13 protein-coding genes and 1 pseudogene are annotated in these 19,593 nt (G+C 69.0%); 7 read left to right on the top strand and 7 right to left on the bottom strand.

The window, feature by feature from the left end:
- Positions 1–2: 2 nt before the first annotated feature.
- From C1I89_RS20075 to C1I89_RS20065, 3 genes and pseudogenes are all read right to left on the bottom strand, one after another.
- Positions 3–3,085: pseudogene (locus C1I89_RS20075) on the bottom strand (MexW/MexI family multidrug efflux RND transporter permease subunit).
- A 16-nt stretch (positions 3,086–3,101) separates the two neighbouring features.
- Entirely contained in the window at positions 3,102–4,235 is a 1,134-nt protein-coding gene (locus C1I89_RS20070) for an efflux RND transporter periplasmic adaptor subunit (RefSeq protein ID WP_102774336.1), read from the bottom strand.
- 179 nt (positions 4,236–4,414) lie between these two features.
- On the bottom strand, positions 4,415–6,382 hold the full coding sequence (locus tag C1I89_RS20065; protein WP_102774335.1) for a BCCT family transporter: 1,968 nt from the start codon (positions 6,380–6,382) through the stop codon (positions 4,415–4,417).
- Positions 6,383–6,523: 141 nt separating this feature from the next.
- Between C1I89_RS20065 and C1I89_RS20060 the strand changes: the two genes are divergently transcribed.
- Entirely contained in the window at positions 6,524–6,904 is a 381-nt protein-coding gene (locus C1I89_RS20060) for a VOC family protein (protein WP_102774334.1), read from the top strand.
- Here the strand turns inward: C1I89_RS20060 and C1I89_RS20055 are convergent.
- Positions 6,901–7,539 carry a TetR/AcrR family transcriptional regulator gene (locus C1I89_RS20055; RefSeq protein WP_102774333.1) on the bottom strand — a complete coding sequence of 213 codons (639 nt, stop codon included), beginning with the start codon at positions 7,537–7,539 and terminating at the stop codon, positions 6,901–6,903. The genes C1I89_RS20060 and C1I89_RS20055 overlap by 4 nt on opposite strands.
- Positions 7,540–7,685: 146 nt before the next feature.
- Here C1I89_RS20055 and C1I89_RS20050 point away from each other — a divergent pair, with 146 nt between their 5' ends.
- From C1I89_RS20050 to C1I89_RS20040, 3 genes are read left to right on the top strand one after another with little or no spacing between them, the layout of a single operon-like run.
- Positions 7,686–8,828, top strand: a complete 1,143-nt coding sequence (locus C1I89_RS20050; protein ID WP_440130653.1) for an efflux RND transporter periplasmic adaptor subunit — start codon at positions 7,686–7,688, stop codon at positions 8,826–8,828.
- The gene (locus C1I89_RS20045) at positions 8,825–11,971 is read left to right on the top strand and encodes an efflux RND transporter permease subunit (protein WP_102774331.1); all 3,147 of its coding nucleotides are present in this window, start codon (positions 8,825–8,827) and stop codon (positions 11,969–11,971) included. The genes C1I89_RS20050 and C1I89_RS20045 overlap by 4 nt, the downstream gene beginning before the upstream one ends.
- Positions 11,968–13,449: an efflux transporter outer membrane subunit gene (locus tag C1I89_RS20040; protein ID WP_440130647.1), complete on the top strand. Its 1,482-nt coding sequence runs from the start codon at positions 11,968–11,970 to the stop codon at positions 13,447–13,449. The genes C1I89_RS20045 and C1I89_RS20040 overlap by 4 nt, the downstream gene beginning before the upstream one ends.
- Here the strand turns inward: C1I89_RS20040 and C1I89_RS20035 are convergent.
- Positions 13,415–14,329, bottom strand: a complete 915-nt coding sequence (locus tag C1I89_RS20035) for a DUF808 domain-containing protein (RefSeq protein ID WP_102774329.1) — start codon at positions 14,327–14,329, stop codon at positions 13,415–13,417. The genes C1I89_RS20040 and C1I89_RS20035 overlap by 35 nt on opposite strands.
- A 151-nt stretch (positions 14,330–14,480) precedes the next feature.
- On the opposite strand from C1I89_RS20035, the gene C1I89_RS20030 reads away from it, so the two are divergent.
- Positions 14,481–14,789 carry a DUF1272 domain-containing protein gene (locus tag C1I89_RS20030; RefSeq protein ID WP_102774328.1) on the top strand — a complete coding sequence of 103 codons (309 nt, stop codon included), beginning with the start codon at positions 14,481–14,483 and terminating at the stop codon, positions 14,787–14,789.
- A gap of 32 nt (positions 14,790–14,821) precedes the next feature.
- Here C1I89_RS20030 and ytfE read toward each other — a convergent pair whose 3' ends face one another.
- Positions 14,822–15,517, bottom strand: a complete 696-nt coding sequence (gene ytfE / locus C1I89_RS20025) for an iron-sulfur cluster repair protein YtfE (RefSeq protein ID WP_102774327.1) — start codon at positions 15,515–15,517, stop codon at positions 14,822–14,824.
- Positions 15,518–15,668: 151 nt separating this feature from the next.
- Here ytfE and norR point away from each other — a divergent pair, with 151 nt between their 5' ends.
- The gene (gene norR, locus C1I89_RS20020) at positions 15,669–17,201 is read left to right on the top strand and encodes a nitric oxide reductase transcriptional regulator NorR (protein ID WP_102774326.1); all 1,533 of its coding nucleotides are present in this window, start codon (positions 15,669–15,671) and stop codon (positions 17,199–17,201) included.
- A 26-nt stretch (positions 17,202–17,227) separates the two neighbouring features.
- Here norR and C1I89_RS20015 read toward each other — a convergent pair whose 3' ends face one another.
- Positions 17,228–18,130 carry a LysR family transcriptional regulator gene (locus C1I89_RS20015; RefSeq protein ID WP_102774325.1) on the bottom strand — a complete coding sequence of 301 codons (903 nt, stop codon included), beginning with the start codon at positions 18,128–18,130 and terminating at the stop codon, positions 17,228–17,230.
- A gap of 99 nt (positions 18,131–18,229) precedes the next feature.
- On the opposite strand from C1I89_RS20015, the gene C1I89_RS20010 reads away from it, so the two are divergent.
- Positions 18,230–19,561, top strand: a complete 1,332-nt coding sequence (locus C1I89_RS20010; RefSeq protein WP_102774550.1) for an arylsulfatase — start codon at positions 18,230–18,232, stop codon at positions 19,559–19,561.
- Positions 19,562–19,593 lie beyond the last annotated feature (32 nt).

Here is a 19,593-nt window from a genome sequence, read left to right as displayed (position 1 = left end):
GTTCAGGCCGCGGCGTCCTCGGCCTGCGCCAGCGCCAGTTCCCGGGCGCGCGGCGTATCGCTCGCCGCCCGGTGGTCGCGGGCGAACACGGTGTAGACGGTGGGCAGCACGAACAGCGTGAAGAGCGTGCCCACCAGCAGGCCCACCACGATGACCAGGCCCAGGCTGTAGCGGCTGTGCGCGCCCGCGCCGGTGGCGAACAGCAGCGGGATCAGCCCCATCACCATGGCGGCGGTCGTCATCAGGATCGGGCGCAGGCGGATGCGCGCGGCCTGCTCCATGGCGGCGCGCCGGTCCAGCCCGTGGCTGACCTGTATCTCGTTGGCGAACTCCACCATCAGGATGCCGTGCTTGCTGATCAGGCCGATCAGCGTCACCAGCCCGATCTGGGTATAGATGTTCACCGTGGCCATGCCCAGCGCTAGCGGAATCAGCGCGCCGCAGATGGACATGGGCACGCTCACCAGGATGGTGAAGGGGTCGCGCAGACTTTCGTATTGCGCCGCCAGCACCAGGTAGATCACGATGATGGCGAAGATGAAGGTGATCATCAGCGCCGCACCTTCCTGGCTGAACTGGCGCGCGTCGGACTGCCAGTCGTAGCTGAAGCCGGCCGGCAGCGCCTGCGCCTGGCGGGTCAGGAACTGCACCGCGTCGCCCATGGTCACGCCCGGCATGGGGATGGCCTGGAAGGTGGCGGCGTTGAGCTGGTTGAACTGGGTCAGCTTGTTGGGCTCGACGCCCATGGACACGCTCACGAGGTTCGACAGGGGCACCTGCGCGCCGCTGGCGCTCTTGACGTAGTAGCGGGCCAGCGATTCGGGCGAAATACGCTGGGCTCGCAGGCTCTGCGGAATCACGTCATACGATCGCCCGTCCATGCCGAAGCGGTTGACGTAGTTCTCGCCCACCAGCACGGCCAGAGTATCGCCGATGGCTTTCATGGTGACGCCCAGGCTGTTGGCCTTGGCCCGGTCCACCTTCAGGCGCACGACGGGGTTGTTGTAGTCCAGGTCGCTGTCTACCACCATGAAAAGGCCGCTTTCCCGCGCCGCCTGCTTGAGCGCTTCCATGGCCTCGTAGACCACCGGGTAGTCGGCCGCGCTCATCAGCACCATCTGCACCGGCAGCCCGCCGGTCGAGCCCGGCAGCGATGGCAGCTGGAAAGCGAAGATATTGCTGCCTTCGACCTGGTTGGCCATGGATTGCATGTCGGCCTGGATCTCGTCGGCCGAGCGCCTGCGCTGCTCCCACGGCACGAAATCCACGCCGCCGATGCTGTTGGACACACCGTCGGAACCGTTGATGAGCCAGCGCCCGTTCTGTTCGGGCAGGGTCTTCATCACGTCGTCCCACTTCTTGCCGAACTTCTCCACGTAGTCGATGTTGGCGTGCTGCGGCGACTTGATCGCGGTGAGCACGGTGGACTGGTCTTCCACCGGCGCCAGCTCGCGCTGGGCCGCGTTGTACAGGAACGGCAGGCTGATCAGCACCGCCACCGCGACCAGCCCGGTGACCCAGCGGTGATGCAGCGACACGTCCAGCAGCCGGCCGTAGGCCGCGCCCAGCCAGCCGAAGAAATGCTCGGCGCGGCGCGCCATCCAGTTTTCCGAGACGCGGCTGTCCAGCAGGAACGAACTCATCACCGGCGACAGCGTCAGCGCGATGACGCCGGAGACCACCACCGCCCCGGCCAGCGTGAAGGCGAACTCCTTGAAGAGCGAGCCGGTCAGCCCGCCCATCAGGCCGATGGGCGCGTACACCGCGGCCAGCGTGATCGTCATGGCGATCACCGGCCCGGCCACCTCGCGCGCGCCGATCAGCGCGGCGCGCACCGGCGACTTGCCCTCCTCGATGTGGCGGTGCACGTTTTCCACCACCACGATGGCGTCGTCCACCACCAGGCCGATGGCCAGCACCATCGCCAGCAGGGTCAGCAGGTTCACGCTGAAGCCGAACAGGGCCATGATGGCCGCTCCGCCCAGCATGGAAAGCGGGATCGTCACCACCGGGATCAGCACCGCCCGCAAGGAGCCCAGGCACAGGAAGATCACGGCCACCACGATGACCACGGCCTCCAGCAGCGTGCGCACCACGCCGTCGATCGAGGCGCTGATGAAGCGCGCCAGCTCGAACGGCACCTGCACGCTGGTTCCCGGCGGCAGGTTCTGCTTGATGCCGGGCAGCAGTTCGTTCAGGCGCTTGACGATGACCAGCGGATTGCCCACCGGCGTGGCGTTCAGCCCGAAGTACACGGCCGGCTCGCCGTCCATCAGGCCGCTGGAATCCGAGGACGCCGCCCCCAGCTCGACCGTGGCCACGTCGCCCAGCCGCACGATGGCGTCGCCATCGTGCTTGACGACCATGTCGCGGAACTCGGCCACGTTGACCAGGTCGGTGTTGACCTGGATGTTGGACACCACGTACAGGCCCTTGGCCTGGCCCGGCGCGGCCTGCACGTTGTTCTGGCGCAGCGCGTCGGCCAGCTCGCCGGCGGAGATGCCGCGCGCGGCCATGCGGAACGGGTCCAGCCACACGCGCATGGCCAGCTTCTGGCCGCCGTACAGCTCCACGCTGGCCACGCCGTCGATCGAGGAAAGCTGCGGCTGCACCACGCGCGACAGATAGTCGGTCAGCGCGGCCAGCGACAGGGTCGAACTGGAGAAGCCCACATAGGCCACGGCGGTCGCCTCGCCCGAGGACTTCACCAGCACCGGGTCGTAGGCGTCCTGCGGCAGCCGGTACTTGACCTCGTTGACCTTGGCCATCACTTCGGTCATGGCCTTGTTCGAATCGGCGTTGAGCTTCATGCGCACCGTGATGACGCTGCGCCCCTGGGTCGAGGACGAGGACAGGTAGTCGATGCCCTCGACGGTGGCCACCGACTGCGCGATGGGCTGGGTCACGAAGCCCTGCATCAGGTCGGGCGAGGCGCCCGGATACTGCGTCGTGATGGTGATGGTGGTGCTTTCGGTCAGCGGATACTGCCGCACCGGCAGAGGGCCTTGATGCCCAGCAGCAGGATGAGGGTGCTGACCACCAGGGCCAGCACCGGCCGGCGCACGAAGAGATCGGTGAATTTCATATCGGTCTCCGCGCCGTCACCGAGCCTGCGCCACGGCCCGCGGCGCGCCGTCCAGCGCCACCGTGTCGTCGGGGCTGACGGCCACCGCGGCGCCGTTGTGCAGCCGCAATTGGCCCGAGGTCACCACCCGGTCGCCGGGCCGCAGGCCCTCGGTCACGACCACCCGGCCGCGCACGCGCTCGGCGGTCTTGACATAGGCCTGCCTGACGGTCGGCGAGGCCGACTCCTGCCCGGCCTCGGGCGGGGTCAGCACATAGACCGAATCGCCGTAGGCGCTGTAGCTGATGGCGGTTTCCGGCACGGTGATCACGCCGGGACGGGCGGGCAGGCCGACCTCGCCATGCGCGAACATCCCGGCCGCCAGCGCGCCGTCGGGGTTGGGCAGCGTCGCCTGGATGCGCACGGTGCGCGAACCCGGGTCCACCTGCGGCTCGACAGTGGTGACCTTGCCGGTGAACTCGCGCCCGGCATGGGCGTCGACCGTCAGCGTCACCGGCTGGCCCACCTGCAACGCCCCCAGCGCCTGTTCGGGCAGCGTGATGTTGGCGTACATGATGGACGCGTCGGTCAGCGACACCAGCGGATCGCCGGCCCGCAGGAACTGCCCCAGGTGCACCCGGCGCACGCCGAGCACGCCGTCGAACGGCGCCTTGATGTGCTTTTGCTCGATCAGCGCCTGCACCCGCCTGATATCGGCGGCCGTCTGGTCGTAGTCGGCCTGGGCCTGGTCCAGCTGCTCGCGCGTGGCCGCCTGCTGCGGCAGCAGGCGGCGGGTGCGTTCCAGCTGCGCCCGCGCATTGCGGGCCTGGGCCTGCAGCCGCGCCAGTTCGCCCTGCTCGGGCGCGTCGTTGAGCTGCGCCAGCAGCTGGCCGGCCCGCACCCGCTCGCCCGGCGAGAACAGGATGCGGGCCAGGCGGCCGTCGACCTCGGCGGCCACCTGCACCTGGCGCGTGGCCTCCAGCGACCCGATGCCGCCCAGCGTCACCGGGAAATCCGCCTGCTGCGCCGCCGCCACCGCCACCTTGACCGGCGCCATGCTCCAGCCGCCGCTCTGCTTCGCGCCGCCATACTTCCAGTACAGCCCCGCGCCGGCCAGCGCCACCGCCAGCACCACGGCGCCCGCCTTCCACGTTCCAGAATTCGATCTCATGCCCGTCTCGTTATTTATCAAAGACACGGCTTTGAATAATCCTTGAAATCGTAGATTTCGTCAAAGAAGAAAACGCAAAACCCTACATAGCGTCGGCCTATTGCCGATGAACGGGGATGGCCCGGCGAAAAAAAACCGCCGGAAAAATCCGGCGGCGATGGATGGTGCGGCGGCGCGCGTCAGCGGACCATGTGCAGATAATGGCGGTGCCGTTCGTACTGGTCGAGGATGTCGCCGATCACGGCATCCCGGCTCCAGCCCATGATGTCGTAGTCCTGCCCGCCTTCGCGCAGGTGGACTTCGGCGCGGAAGTACTTGCGTTCGTCTTCGTCGGCCGCCTCTTCCGGCGTCAGGCTGGGCCGCACGAAGGCCTCGGGGCGCACCGCGTACCAGAAGTCCAGGTAATCGCCATGCGAGACCTCCAGCGTGACGGCGCCTTCGTTCTCGTCGTCGCGCACGGCCACGGCGTAGCCCTGGCGGCGCAGTTCGTCGGCCACGTCTTCCAGCGCCGGGCGCACCACGTCGGCGATGAAGCGCAGCACGTGGGCGCGGCGCGGCATCATGACCATGTTGCGCAGGCGCCGCTCCCAGGACTGGCCGCCGCGGGCCGGACGCGACAGGGTCAGCGACTGGTAGCGGATGCCGCGCTTGGTGGCGTCCAGCTTGAGCGCCTTGAACAGCCCCCACAGGGACAGCAGCAGAATGATGGAGAACGGCAGCGCGCTGGCGATGGTGGCCGTCTGCAGCGCGGTCAACCCGTCGGCCAGCAGCAGCGCGATGGCCACCGCGCCCATCAGCAGCGACCAGAAAATCCGCTGCCACACGGGCGTGCGGTCCGAACCGCCGGAAGCCAGCAGGTCCACCACCAGCGCGCCGGAGTCGGCCGACGTCACGAAGAACACGGCCACCATCGCGATGGCGATGACCGACAGCACGCTGCTCCAGGGCAGCTGGTCGAGGAACGCGAACAGCGCCAGCGACGAATCGGCCTGCACGACCTCGGCGAAGCCCTGCACCTTGTCGACCAGGATCATGTGGATGGCGGTATCGCCGAACACCGTCATCCAGAACAGGGTGAAGCCGGCCGGCACCAGCAGCACGCCGGTCACGAATTCGCGGATGGTGCGTCCGCGCGAGATGCGCGCGATGAACAGGCCCACGAAGGGCGACCAGGCGATCCACCAGCCCCAGTAGAACAGGGTCCAGCCGCCGATCCAGTCGGTGGGTTCGTAGGCGTACAGGTTGAAGGTCTTGTTGACGATGTCGGACAGGTAGGCGCCGGTGTTCTGCACGAAGGTCTGCAGCAGGAACACGGTGGGACCGGCGACCAGCACGAACAGCAGCAGCACCGCCGCCAGCGCCAGGTTGGTTTCGGACAGGATGCGGATGCCCTTGTCCAGGCCGCTGGCCACCGACAGGGTCGCCAGGCCACAGGTGATGATGATGAGGACGATCTGGGTGGGCACGCCCACCGAGATGCCGAACAGCTGGTTCAGGCCGCTGTTGATCTGCGCCACGCCCAGGCCCAGCGAGGTCGCCACGCCCAGCACCGTGCCGATGATGGCGAAGATGTCGACGGCATGGCCGATCGGCCCGTGGATGCGGTTGCCGATCAGCGGATAGAGCGCCGAGCGCAGGGTCAGCGGCAGCCCGTGGCGATAGCTGAAGAACGCCAGGATCAGCGCCACCACCGCGTACACGGCCCAGGCGTGCAGGCCCCAATGGAAGAAGGTGATGTTCATGGCTTCGCGCGCGGCCGCGACCGTGCCGCCCTCGCCCACCGGCGGCGACATGAAGTGCATGACCGGCTCGGCCACGCCGAAGAACATCAGGCCGATGCCCATGCCCGCCGAGAACAGCATGGCGAACCAGGTGAAGTTGCGGTAGTCGGGCTCGCTGTGGTCGGGGCCCAGCTTGATGTCGCCGTAGCGGCTGACCGCCAGGAACACCACGGCCAGCAGAATGATGGCCACCACCAGTATGTAGAACCAGCTTGCGTTGCCCAGTATCCAGCTTTGCACGGACCCGAACAGGCTTTGCGCGGCCTTGGGCGCGAGTATCGCGAAGCCCACCAGCAGCAGCGTGAACAGGGCCGCGGGAAAGAACACGGGTCGGTTTATGGTGGATGGCCGGGTTTCTGAAGTCATGCAGCAGATCCTTGCGGCGAGGGTGGGAAAATCCGGCGCGCGCCCCCCTCAGTCCGGCTGCGCGCCGCAAGTATTACTATCACGGCCAAGCGCCGTCTGCCAAACTCGATCCCAATGCAGGCGGCCAGCCGGAGAGCCCTCATGATCGACCATCTGGACCACCTGGTCCTGACCTGCACCGACCCGGAAGCCACAGTGGATTTCTACACCCGTATCCTGGGCATGCGCCTGGAAACTTTCGGGGAAGGCCGGCAGGCGTTGCGTTTCGGCAACCAGAAGATCAACCTGCACGTGCGCGGCCGCGAGTTCGAACCCAAGGCCCATCTGCCGGTGCCGGGCGCGCTGGACCTGTGCTTCATCGCCGATCGCCCGCTGGATGAAGTCATCGAGCGGCTGCGCCAGGCCGGCGCCGCCATCATCGAAGGCCCGGTGCCGCGCACCGGGGCCACCGGCAAGATCCGCTCGGTGTACCTGCGCGACCCCGACCTGAACCTGATCGAGATTTCCGAGCTGCTGCCCTAGGGCTGTTCCGCCTGCGGCGGGCCGGATTCGCCGAACACCACGCGGCGGAAGAATCCGGCCAGCACGGCCTCGGTCATCTCCGGGGTGACGGCCTGCGGATCGAAGGCATAGCTGAACTGCATGCCGTCCGACAGGGCCAGCAGGCCCAGCGCCAGCTGTTCGGCCGGCAGCGGCAAAGGCGTGCCGACGCGGGCCGAAAACTGGCGGATGTATTCGGTGGTGGCCTCGCGCAGCTCGCGCATACAGGTCGCGAAACCGACGCGGAACTCCGGGTCGCGGGCGGCCTGCAGCTTGGCTTCCATCCACAGCAGGAAGCAATCGTTCTCGCGGTAGTGCGTGGAGTAATACTCCAGCACCCGCGCCTCCATCTGCGCACGCGACTCGCCGTCCTCGAAGATGGCGCGCATGTCGGCCATCACGCTTTCGTGGTCGCGCTTGAGCAGCTGCAGGAAGAGCTCGGACTTGCTGGAGAAATTGGAATAGAACGCCCCGCGCGTGTACCCCGCCTGCTCGGCGATGTCCTCGACGCTGGCGGCCACGAACCCCTTGGCAAGAAAAATCGATTGCGCAGCGTCGAGCAGACGCTGCCGCGTCTGGTCACGGCTTTGCTCTCGCGTAAGACGGACTTTTGACATGGCGGCAAGTTTAGCATCGGACGCAGTTTCGGATTCACCATTGAATCCAGATACATTGATGTATTAGAATCCAGGCCGTATCGGCCGGTAGCGGCCGCCTGTTTCTCCGCGCCGCGAGGTGTTCCGTGAATTGCCCTGGCCCAGGCCTGCGCCGTGCCGCCCCCGGCGCGGCGTCCTCTTCCCCGAGTACCCATTTGCTGCGGTTGCCCGCCGCCGCGCTGCTGGCGCTTGCGCTTGCCGGCTGCGGACGCGAGCCGGCGCCCGCGCCGGCGCCGCGCCCGGTCGTCGCCATGCCGGCCCAGGCCGACGAACGCCTGCCGGCCTGGACCCTGCCCGGCGAAGTCCAGGCGCGCTACAGCACGCCGCTGTCGTTTCGCGTGGGCGGCAAGATCGTCGAACGCGCGGTCAGGCTGGGCGACGCGGTCGAACCCGGCCAGGTCGTGGCCAGGCTCGATCCCGCCGACGCCAGCAAGAACGCGGCCAGCGCCCGCGCCCAATTGACCGCCGCCCAGCACCAGCTGGACTATGCGCGCCGGCAGCTCGACCGCGACCGCGCCCAGGCGCGCGAAAACCTGATCGCCACGACCCAACTGGAACAGACCCGCAACGCCTACGCCGCGGCGCTGGCGCAGCGCGACCAGGCCGCGCAGCAGGCGGGGCTGGCGGCCGACCAGCTCGAATACACGACGCTGCGGGCCGACCATGCCGGCGTCGTCACCGCCGAGCAGGCCGACACCGGCCAGAACGTGGCCGCCGGCCAACCGGTGTACAGCCTGGCCTGGTCCGGCGACATCGACGCCATCTGCGACGTGCCGGAAAGCGTGCTGGCGGGCCTGGAGATCGGCCAGCAGGCCAGCGTCACGCTCGGCCCCCTGCCCGGCCGCAGCTTTGCCGCCGTGCTGCGCGAAATATCGCCGGCCGCCGATCCGCGCAGCCGCACCTATCGCGCCAAGCTCACGCTGCAGGCGCCCACCCCGGACGTGCGCCTGGGCATGACGGCCAATATCCGTTTCGACAACCCGGCCGGCGACGGGCCGCCCACGTATACGCTGCCGGCCACCGCGCTGTTCCATGACGGCCCCGCGCCCGCGGTGTGGGTCGTCAGGCAGGGCGAAGACACGCTGGAGCTGCGCCGCGTCGAGGTGCTGCGCTTCGACGCGCGCACCGTGACCCTGGCCGGCGGCCTGCAGGCCGGCGAACGCGTGGTGTGGCAGGGCGTGCATACCGTGTCCGCCGGCGAAAAAGTACGCCCGGTGGCGCCGCTGCATCCCGAGGACCACGCCTCATGAGCGCGCCGGGCCACGAGGAAGGCCGCTTCAACCTCTCGGCCTGGGCGCTGCGCCACCAGCCGCTGGTGATATTCATCATCACGCTGGTGACGCTGTTCGGCGTGCTGTCCTACTCCCGGCTGGCGCAATCGGAAGACCCGCCCTTCACGTTCCGGGTCATGGTGATCAAGACGATGTGGCCCGGCGCCACCGCCCGCCAGGTGCAGGAACAGGTCACCGACCGCATCGCCAGAAAACTGCAGGAAGCCGCCAACACCGACTTCCTGCGCAGCTATTCGCGGCCCGGCGAGTCGCTGATCTTCTACACCATGAAGGACTCGGCGCCGGCCAGCACCGTGGCCGACCAGTGGTATCAGATCCGCAAGAAGGTCGGGGATATTTCGGCCACGCTGCCGCCCGGCGTACAGGGCCCCTTCTTCAACGACGAATTCGGCGACGTCTACACCAACATCTACACCCTGCAGGGCGACGGCTTCACGCCCGCGCAGCTGCGCGACTACGCCGACAAGCTGCGCACGGTGCTGCTGCGCGTGCCCGGCGTGGCCAAGGTGGATTACTTCGGCGAGCAGCCCGAACACATCTACATCGAGATCTCCAATACCCGGCTGAGCCGGCTGGGCGTGTCGCCGCAGCAGATCGCGCAGGCCATCAACAGCCAGAACGCCGTCACCGCCGCCGGCACCCTGACCACCGCCGACGACCGCGTCTTCGTGCGCCCCACCGGCCAGTACGACAGCCCGCAGGCCCTGGCCGACACGCTGATCCGCATCGACGGCAAGTCGCTGCGGCTGGGCGACATCGGCACCATCCGCCGCGGCTACGACGACCCGCCCGTGGAGCAGATGCGCCTGGGCGGACGCCTGGCGCTGGGCATCGGCATCACCATGCAGCCCGGCCAGGACGTGGTCCACCTGGGCCGCGCGCTGAGCGCCAGGTTCGGCGAGCTGCAGGCGCAGCTGCCGGCGGGCCTGACCCTGAAGGAAGTCTCAAGCATGCCGCGGGCGGTGTCGCATTCGGTCGACGAATTCCTGCGCTCGGTGGCCGAAGCGGTCGCCATCGTGCTGATCGTGAGCCTGGTCTCGCTGGGGCTGCGCACCGGCATGGTGGTGGTGATCTCGATTCCGGTGGTGCTGGCCGTCACGGCGCTCTTCATGGAGATGTTCGGCATCGGCCTGCACAAGGTGTCGCTGGGCACGCTGGTGCTGGCCCTGGGCCTGCTGGTGGACGACGCCATCATCGCCGTCGAGATGATGGCGGTGAAACTGGAACAGGGCTGGAGCCGCGCGCGCGCGGCCGCGTTCGCCTACACCAGCACCGCCTTTCCCATGCTGACCGGCACGCTGGTGACGGTGGCGGGCTTTCTGCCGATTGCGCTGGCCAAGTCCAGCACCGGCGAATACACCCGCTCCATCTTCCAGGTCTCGGCCATCGCGCTGATCGTCTCGTGGTTCGCCGCCGTGGTGCTGATTCCGCTGCTGGGCTATCGCCTGCTGCCCGAGCGCAAGCGCGAAGCCCACCTGCCCGAGGACCACGAACACGACATCTACGACACCGGCTTTTACCGGCGGCTGCGGCGCTGGGTCGCCTGGTGCGTGGAGCGCCGCTACCTGGTGCTGGGCGGCACGGTCGCGGCCTTCGCGCTGGCGATGGCCGGCTTCGGGCTGGTGCCGCAGCAGTTCTTCCCCAGCTCCGACCGCAGCGAACTGCTGGTGGACCTGCGCCTGCAGGAAGGCGCCTCGTTCGACGCCACGCTGCGCCAGGTGGAACGGCTGGAACAGGCGTTGCAGGGCCGTCCCGAGATCGAGCATTCGGTCAGCTACGTCGGCGCCGGCGCGCCGCGCTTCTACCTGCCGCTGGACCAGCAGCTGGCCACGCCCAACTTCGCCCAGCTGGTCATCACCACCCATTCGGTGGAAGACCGCGAAAAGCTGGCGCAATGGCTGCAGCCCATGCTGCGCGAAAAATTCCCGGCCATCCGCAGCCGCCTGTCGCGGCTGGAGAACGGGCCGCCGGTGGGCTTCCAGGTGCAGTTCCGCGTCAGCGGCGACCAGATCGCCGACGTGCGCGCGGTGGCCGAGCAGGTGGCCGCCGAAGTCCGCGCCGACGCGCGCTCGACCAATGTGCAGTTCGATTGGGACGAACCCTCCGAGCGCTCGGTGCGCTTCGAGATCGACCAGCAGAAGGCGCGCGAACTGGGCGTGAGCTCCAGCGACATTTCCGACTTCCTCGCCATGACGCTGTCGGGCTACGCGGTGACGCAATACCGCGAACGCGACAAGCTGATCACCGTCAGCCTGCGCGCGCCGCGCGACGAACGGGTCGACCCCGCGCGCCTGGCGACGCTGGCCATGCCCACGCCCAACGGCCCGGTGCCGCTGGGCAGCCTGGGCCAGGTGCGCTACGACCTGGAATACGGCGTCATCTGGGAACGCGACCGCCAGCCCACCATCACGGTGCAGGCCGACGTGCTGGGCGACGCCCAGGGCATCGACGTCACCCGCGCCATCGACGCCCGGCTCGACAAGTTGCGCGCCGGCCTGCCGGTGGGCTACCGCATCGAAGTGGGCGGGCCGGTGGAGGAAAGCGGCAAGGGCCAGTCGTCCATCAACGCGCAGATGCCGCTGATGGCGGTGGCCGTGCTGACGCTGCTGATGGTGCAGCTGCAGAGTTTCGCGCGGGTGCTCATGGTGGTGCTGACCGCCCCGCTCGGGCTGATCGGCGTGGTCGCCGCGCTGCTGCTGTTCGGCAAGCCGTTCGGCTTCGTCGCCATGCTGGGCGTGATCGCCATGTTCGGCATCATCATGCGCAACTCGGTCATCCTGGTGGACCAGATCGAACAGGACATCGCCGCCGGCCACAAGCGCGTGGACGCCATCGTCGGCGCCACGGTGCGGCGCTTCCGGCCCATCACGCTGACGGCCGCGGCCGCCGTGCTGGCGCTGATCCCGCTGTTGCGCAGCAACTTCTTCGGCCCGATGGCCACCGCCCTCATGGGCGGCATCACCAGCGCCACGGTGCTGACGCTGTTCTTCCTGCCGGCGCTGTATGCGGCCTGGTTCCGCGTGCGCCGCGACGAGCGCGACGAACCCGCGGGCGTGCCGCCCGGCGCCAACGCCGGCGATACCGTGGAGCGCGGAGCATGACGATGCCACGAACCCCGATCCGTCCCGCCGTCCTGGCGCTGCTGCTGGCCCTGGGCGGCTGCGCCTTCGCGCCCGACGGCAAGCCGCCGGCCGTGACGCAGCCCGCGCAATACGGCGTGGCCCCCACGCCGGCCGCCGGCGCCACGGCCCAGGGCGTGGCGCAGCGCTTCGAACACGGCGCGCGGCCGGTGCCCGAATGGTGGAAGCGCTACGGCTCCGCGGCGCTGGACGCGCTGGTGCAGGAAGGCCTGGCCAATAGTCCCGACCTGGCCGCGGCCGAGCGCAACCTGGCCGGCGCGCGCGAACAGCTGCGCGGCCAGGTCAATTCGTCGCTGATGCCGGCCGTGGACGCCGGCGCCGACGCCACGCGCCGGCGCGCGCTCACCATGCCCAACCTGCCGGAGCCCACGGCCCGCTACAACGTCTTCACCGGCCAGGTGCAGGCCCGCTACGACCTGGACCTGTTCGGCGCGGCGCGCTTCGCCAACCTGTCGCTGACGGCGCAGTTCGCGCAGCAGGCGTTCCAGCTCGAATCCGCGCGGCGCGCACTGGCCGGCAATATCGTCACCGGCGCCATCTCCGCCTCGGCGCTGGCGCAGCGCGTGGCCTTGAACGAAAAGCAGGCGCTGCTGGCGCGGCGGGTGGCGCGCGATACGCAACGCCGCTACGAGCTGGGCGCGGCCTCGCAGAACGACGCGCTCGACGCCGACCAGGACGCCGCCGCGCTGGAAGCCGCGCTGCCGATGCTGCGGGCGCGCTGGCACGCCACGCGCCATGCGCTGGCCGTGCTGCTGGGCCGCAACCCCGACCAGGCGCCGCCCGACCTGGATTTCGACAGCCTGGCCGTGCCGCAGCAGGTGCCGGTGGTGGTGCCGTCCGAACTGCTGGCCTCGCGCCCGGACATTCTGCTGGCCGACGCCGTGGTGCAGGCCGCCGCGGCCGACGTGGGCGCGGCCACCGCGCAGCTCTTTCCCAGCCTGTCGCTGTCGGCCTCCATGGGCCAGGCCGGCTTCAACTGGCCCGCGGCCATGTCGGGCGCCGGCGCGATATGGGCCGTGGGCGCCTCGCTCACGCAGCCGCTGTTCCACGGCGGCGCGCTGCTGGCCGAACGCGATGCGGCCAAGGAGCGCTACCAGGCCTCGCTGCTGCAATACCGGCAGACGGTGCTGATGGCGTTCCGGGACGTGGCCGACACGCTGTCGCGGCTGGAGGGCGGCGGCCAGGCGCTGGCTTCGGCCGAAGCCTCGCGGCAGGCGGCCGGACAGTCCTACCGCAACACGGCCAGCCGCGTGCGGCTGGGCGCGCTGCCGCCCTACACCGAATACGCGGCCGAGCAGCATTACGTCGCCGCCCGGCTGCGCGAACTCGATTACGCCGAGGCGCGCCTGACCGAAACGGCGGCGCTGTTCCAGGCCATGGGCTCGCCCGCGAGCCCCGCGCCGGTCAGCGCTTCCCCAGCAGCCGCTTCACCAGGCTGACCGCGCCCAGCACCACGGCCCCGGCCGCCATGCCGAACAAGGCGTTGAGCAGGGTCGAGACCAGCGCCGCGGCCACGCCGCCGCCCACCGCGGAAGCGGCGTGTTCGATCGCGGCCGACACCGGCGCGATGCCATGGGTCAGGATGGCGCCGCCGACCATGAACATGGCCGCCGTGCCCACCACCGACAGCGTCTTCATCAGATAGGGCGCGGCCCCGACGATGCGCCGGCCCAGCCAGGCAAGGGCCTGCGAGGACTTGCGGCTGAGGTACAGGCCCAGGTCGTCGAGCTTGACGATGCCGGCGACCAGGCCGTAGACGCCCACCGTCATGGCGATGGCGATGATGGACAGCACCAGCACCTGGCGCGTGAAGTCGGCGTCGGCCACCGCGCCCAGGCTGATGACGATGATTTCCGCCGACAGGATGAAGTCGGTGCGCACCGCGCCCTTGATCTTGTCGCGCTCGAACGCCACCATGTCGACCGCCTGGTCCTGCAAGGCCTCGGCCCGGGCCGCATGGTTGCCTTCGGGCGAATCGCCGTGCGGCAGGTATTTGTGGGCCAGCTTCTCCACGCCCTCGTAGCACAGGAACGCGCCGCCCAGCATCAGCAGCGGCGTGATTGCCCAGGGCGCGAAGGCGCTGATGAGCAGCGCCGCCGGAACCAGGATCAGCTTGTTGACGAACGAGCCCTTGGCGACCGCCCAGACCACCGACAGTTCGCGGTCCACCGGCACCCCGGTGACCTGCTGCGCGTTCAAGGCCAGGTCGTCGCCCAGCACGCCGGCGGTTTTCTTGGCCGCCACCTTGGTCATGACGGAGACGTCATCCAGGATGGTGGCGATATCGTCGAACAACGCGAAGAAACTGCTTCCGGCCATCGGCAGACCCCTGTCCTCGTAAGGTTTTCCGAGTGTACAGGCGGCGCACCGCCGCGCGTATGGCCGTTTTCATTCCTTTTGTGTCCGGATCGGCATGGCCGGACGGCCCGCCGCCGCCTACTCTGTAGGTTTTCCGTCCCGGGAGATTGCCATGCTCGCCCTGCGCCCCACCTGCGAACACTGCGACGCCGCGCTGCCGCCAGCCTCCACCCAGGCCCGGATATGCAGCTTCGAATGCACGTTCTGCGCCGATTGCGCCGAAGGCCTGCTGGGCAACGTCTGCCCCAATTGCGGCGGCGGCTTCGCCCCCCGGCCGGTGCGGCCGGCCAGCGACCGCAAGGGCGGCAACTACCTGGGCCGGTATCCGGCCAGCCAGGAACGCCGGCACCGGCCGGTGGACCTGGCCGCGCATGCGGCGCTGCGCCGCAGCCTGGAAGGCGTTGCGCCCGAGGAGCGCTAGCGCGTTTCGATGCGGGCTCACCTGCCGCGTCGTCAGCCTGCCGCCTGCCCGCCACAGCACGCGCCGCCGTCGCCGGAACCGTTCTCGAACAGGATGTTGTTTTCGAGGTGGATGTGCGCCATCAGGTCTTCCTTGAAGGCGCGGATGCCGAGGTACAGCGCGCGCCAGGTGTTGCACGCGGCGCGCGGCAAGGTCGCGTTGTTGGTCAGGGCCAGCAGGCGTTCCAGCGCCACGCCGTGGTCGTCGTGCTCCATGCGCATGACGCGGATCGGCATGGTGGCCATGGCGCCGTGGCCGCGGGCCAGCATCGGGAACAGCACCTGTTCCTCTTTCTGCATATGGCTTTCGAGTTCCTGCTGCATGACGCGCAGGTGGTCGGCCAGGCCGGCGGGGCAGTCGGGGCTGTCGGCGTGCACCTGCTCGACCTTCAGCGCCAGCCGCATCAGTTCGGGCAGCTGGCGGCGATGAACCTCGTGATAGCGCTGCACGATGTGGTCGATCAGGTCGGCCGGCGTGGCCAGGCCCCAGTCCGTTTCGGTGGACGGGTTCCTGGCCAGTTCGGCCAGGCGCGCTTCGATCTGCGCCACGTCCAGCGAACGCTGGGCGGCGGCCTCGGCCAGGCTTTTCTTGCCGCCGCAGCAGAAGTCCAGCTCATATTCGTGAAAGACCTGGGTGGCGCCAGGAATGCTGCGGGCCAACTGCCCCAGGGATTGCTCAACCAAGCTCATCGTATTCTCCAGTGTGCGTAACGGGTACCTGGAATAGAGCGAAATCCGTGCCAGGAAAAACTTGTTATTTATCAATCGCCTGCAATTTAATGGGTGAATATCACCCTATCGATTCTGGGTAATAATCACCCTCGGCGGTAGAATTCACCCCATGCAAAACCTCCTGCTCGCCGACCTGGTCGTAGACCTGCCTCCCGCCATCCGCTTGCAGCGGCTGGTCTCCAGCCTGCGCACGCATTTCCGCTGCGGCGCGGTGGCGCTGCTGCAACTGGAAGAAGACCACCTGCGCCCGGTCGCGGTCGACGGGCTGACCCAGGACGCGCTGGGGCGCCGCTTCGCGGTGCAGCAGCACCCGCGGCTGGCCGCCATCCTGGCGCGGCGCGGGGTCACCTGTTTCCACCACGACAGCACCCTGCCCGATCCCTACGACGGCCTGATCAACGGCATGGCCGGCGAACCGCTGCCGGTGCACGACTGCATGGGCACCAGCCTGCACACCGAGGGCCGGCCCTGGGGCGTGCTGACGCTGGACGCGCTGGAGGTGGGCACCTTCGACGCCGAGGCCCAGGCCGACCTGCGCGACTACATCGTGCTGCTGGAAGCGGCGCTGCGCACCACCCGGCTGGAAGCCGAGATCCGCGCGCTGCGCGTGGCGCGCGGCGCCGAACCGGCCGACAGCGCCGCGCTCGACGGCAACGAGATCCTGGGGCAGAGCGAATCCATCGGCCGGCTGCTGCACGAGATCGAAGTGGTGGCCGATTCCGAGCTGCCCATCCTGCTGCTGGGCGAAACCGGCGTGGGCAAGGAGCTGTTCGCGCACCGCGTGCACCGCCTCTCGCGCCGCCGCGACAAGCCGCTGGTCCACGTGAACTGCGCCGCGCTGCCCGAATCGCTGGCCGAGAGCGAACTGTTCGGTCACGCCAAGGGCGCCTTCTCCGGCGCGGTCACCGACCGCCCCGGCCGCTTCGAGGCCGCCAACGGCGGCACATTGTTCCTGGACGAAGTGGGCGAACTGCCGCTGCTGGTGCAGGCCAAGCTGCTGCGCACCCTGCAGAACGGCGAAATCCAGCGCCTGGGCGACGACCGCCCGCGCCGGGTGGACGTGCGCATCGTGGCCGCCACCAACCGCAGCCTGCGCGACCTGGTGCAGGCGGGCGATTTCCGCGCCGACCTCTATCACCGCCTGTCGGTCTACCCGATCCCGATCCCGCCGCTGCGCGACCGCGGCAACGACGTGCTGCTGCTGGCGGGCCGCTACCTGGAACTGAACCGCGCGCGCCTGGGCCTGCGCAGCCTGAGGCTGTCGGCCGAGGCCGAGGAAGTGATGCGCCGCTACCGCTGGCCGGGCAACGTGCGCGAGCTGGAGCACGTCATCAGCCGCGCGGCCATCAAGGCCGTCAGCCACGGCGCCAGCCGCAATGAAATCGTGACGCTGGGCGCCAAGCTGCTGGACCTGGCCGACGGCGACATGCCGTCGCCGCCGCCGGAAGACGACGCGGATTCCGACGCGCACGCCGCCGGCGTGACGCAGCCGCTGCGCGCCGCCGTCGACGCCTGCCAGCGCCAGGCGATCCGCCGCGCGCTGCAGGCGCACCAGGGCAACTGGGCCAACGCCGCGCGCGCGCTGGAGGTGGACCCGAGCAACCTGCACAAGCTGGCGCGGCGTATCGGGTTGAAGGGGTGAGGGTCTGAGGCGGCCCCTGCCGCCATCTACCCGCCCATCCCCGTGCTATCCAGAATCGCCTCGCGGAACTCCGTCATCAACGGCGACCAGGTGGTGTCGTGGCGCGAAATCAGCGCGATGTGGCGCTGCAGGGGCCGGCCCAGCGCGACCGCCAGCACCGCGATGCTGCGCTCGGCGTCCAGCGCGCTTTGCGGCGCGACCGCCAGCAGGTCCGAGCCGGCCAGGAGCGCGAGCGTGCCTTTGGAGAAATGCTCCACCTCGAGCGCGGCCGTCGGCAGGCCCAGGCCGGCTTCGGCATAGCGCGCGTCCAGCGCCTTGCGCGCGATGGAGCTGGAAGCCGGCAGTATCCAGCGCTGTCCCTGCAGATCGCGCAGCGACAATTTGCGGCGCGCGGCCAGGGGATGCTTGCGGCTGGCCGCCACGCACAACTGGTCCTCGATGATGGGCTCCTGCAGCAGCGCCGCCGGCGCGGGCGCATAGACCGGCGTCACCGCCAGGTCCAGCCGGCCGCTGGCCACCTGTTCGTTCAGGTCGTCGGACAGGCCCTGGGTCAGCTCGATGCGCAGGGCCGGACGGCGCGGCAGCAGCAGGCGCAGCGCCGGCATCACGAAGCTGTCCACCGTGGCGCCGGTCGCGCCCACGCGCAGCAGTCCGGCCGCGCCCACCCGCAACTCCATCGCGTGCCTGACCGCGTCGCGATACTCGGCCCACAGCTTGCGCGCGTGCTCCAGGAACACCAGGCCCGCCGAGGTCAGGCGCAGGCCGCGCCCGCCGCGGTCCAGCAGCGCCAGGCCGGTGTCGGCCTCCAGGCGCTGCAGCGACTTGGACAGCGCCGGCTGGCTGATGTCGCAGGCCGCCGCGGCGCGGCCCAGGTTGCCGTGTTCCACGGCCGCCAGGAAGTATTCGATGTCACGCAGCGACAGGTTCATGAATATTATTTATGGGAATTCATACCTTCAGGAATATTACGCCAAGCGCCCCGACCTAGAATTTCCGTCGTAACCGACAAAAAACAGAGGGTGCAGCGCGTGGCAAACAAGCCCAACATCGTACTGATCGTGGCCGACAACCTGGGATGGGGAGAACTGGGCTGCTATGGCGGCGGCGCCCTGCGCGGCGCGCCCACGCCGCACATCGACCATCTCGCCGCCGAAGGCCTGCTGCTGCAGAACTTCAACGTGGAAAGCGACTGCGTGCCGACCCGCTCCGCGCTGATGAGCGGCCGCCATCCGATCCGCACCGGCTGCCTGCAATCGGTGCCTCCCGGGCTGCCGCAGGGGCTGGCGCGCGACGAAATCACGCTGGCGCAGCAGCTGTCGGCGCAGGGCTACGCCACCGCGCACTACGGCAAATGGCACCTGGGCGACATCCCCGGCCGCTACCCCAGCGACCGCGGCTTCGACGAGTGGTACGGCATTCCGCGCACCACCGACGAGAGCCAGTTCACGTCCTCGATCGGTTTCGATCCCGCGGTCGCCGACATCCCGCACATCATGCAGGGGCAGGCCGGCTCGCCCTCGGAAAACGTGAAGGTCTACGACCTGGACACGCGCCGCGGCATCGACGCCGAACTGGTCGAGCGCTCCATCGGCTTCATGCGCAGGCACGCGCAGGCCGCGCGCCCCTTCTTCCTGTACCTGCCGCTGGTGCACCTGCATTTCCCCACCCTGCCGCACCCGGATTTCGCCGGACGCACCGGGGCCGGCGACTTCGCCGACTCCATGGTGGAAATGGACCACCGCGTGGGCCAGATTTCGCAGGCGGTGGACGAGCTGGGCCTGCGCGACGATACCGTCTTCATCTTCTGCAGCGACAACGGCCCCGAGTTCCGCAAGCCGTACCGCGGCACCGCCGGCCCCTGGACCGGCACCTACCATACGGCCATGGAAGGCAGCCTGCGCGTGCCCTTCATCATCCGCTGGCCCGGCAAGGTCGAGCCGGGCCGGGTCTCCAACGAGATCGTGCACGTTACCGACCTGTACACCACGCTGTCGCGCATCGGCGGCGCGCCGATTCCGCAGGACCGGCCCATCGACGGCGTGGACCAGACCGACTTCTTCACCGGCGCCAGCCCGGCCTCGGCGCGCGAGGGCTTTCTGTTCTACATCAAGAACGACCTGCGCGCGGTCAAGTGGCGCGACTGGAAACTGCATTTCTACTGGGAGCCGGAGGTCAACGAAGGCAAGGGCAAGCTGGAGTCGCCCTATCTGTTCAACCTGAAGCAGGACCCCAAGGAAGAGAGCGACATCCTCATCTTCAACACCTGGGTGCTCGGCCCCATTCTGAAAATGGTGCAGGCGTTCAACCAGTCGTGCCTCGCCCACCCGAACACGCCGCCCGGCAAGCCGGACCCCAGTTGAAGGCCCGGGCGGAACCGCCAACACAACACAAG

This window comes from Achromobacter pulmonis (assembly GCF_002885955.2).
GTDB classification, from domain to species: domain Bacteria; phylum Pseudomonadota; class Gammaproteobacteria; order Burkholderiales; family Burkholderiaceae_B; genus Achromobacter; species Achromobacter pulmonis_A.
The sequence above is the reverse complement of the archived record's forward strand: the minus strand, read 5'-3'. Positions and strand labels throughout refer to the sequence as shown.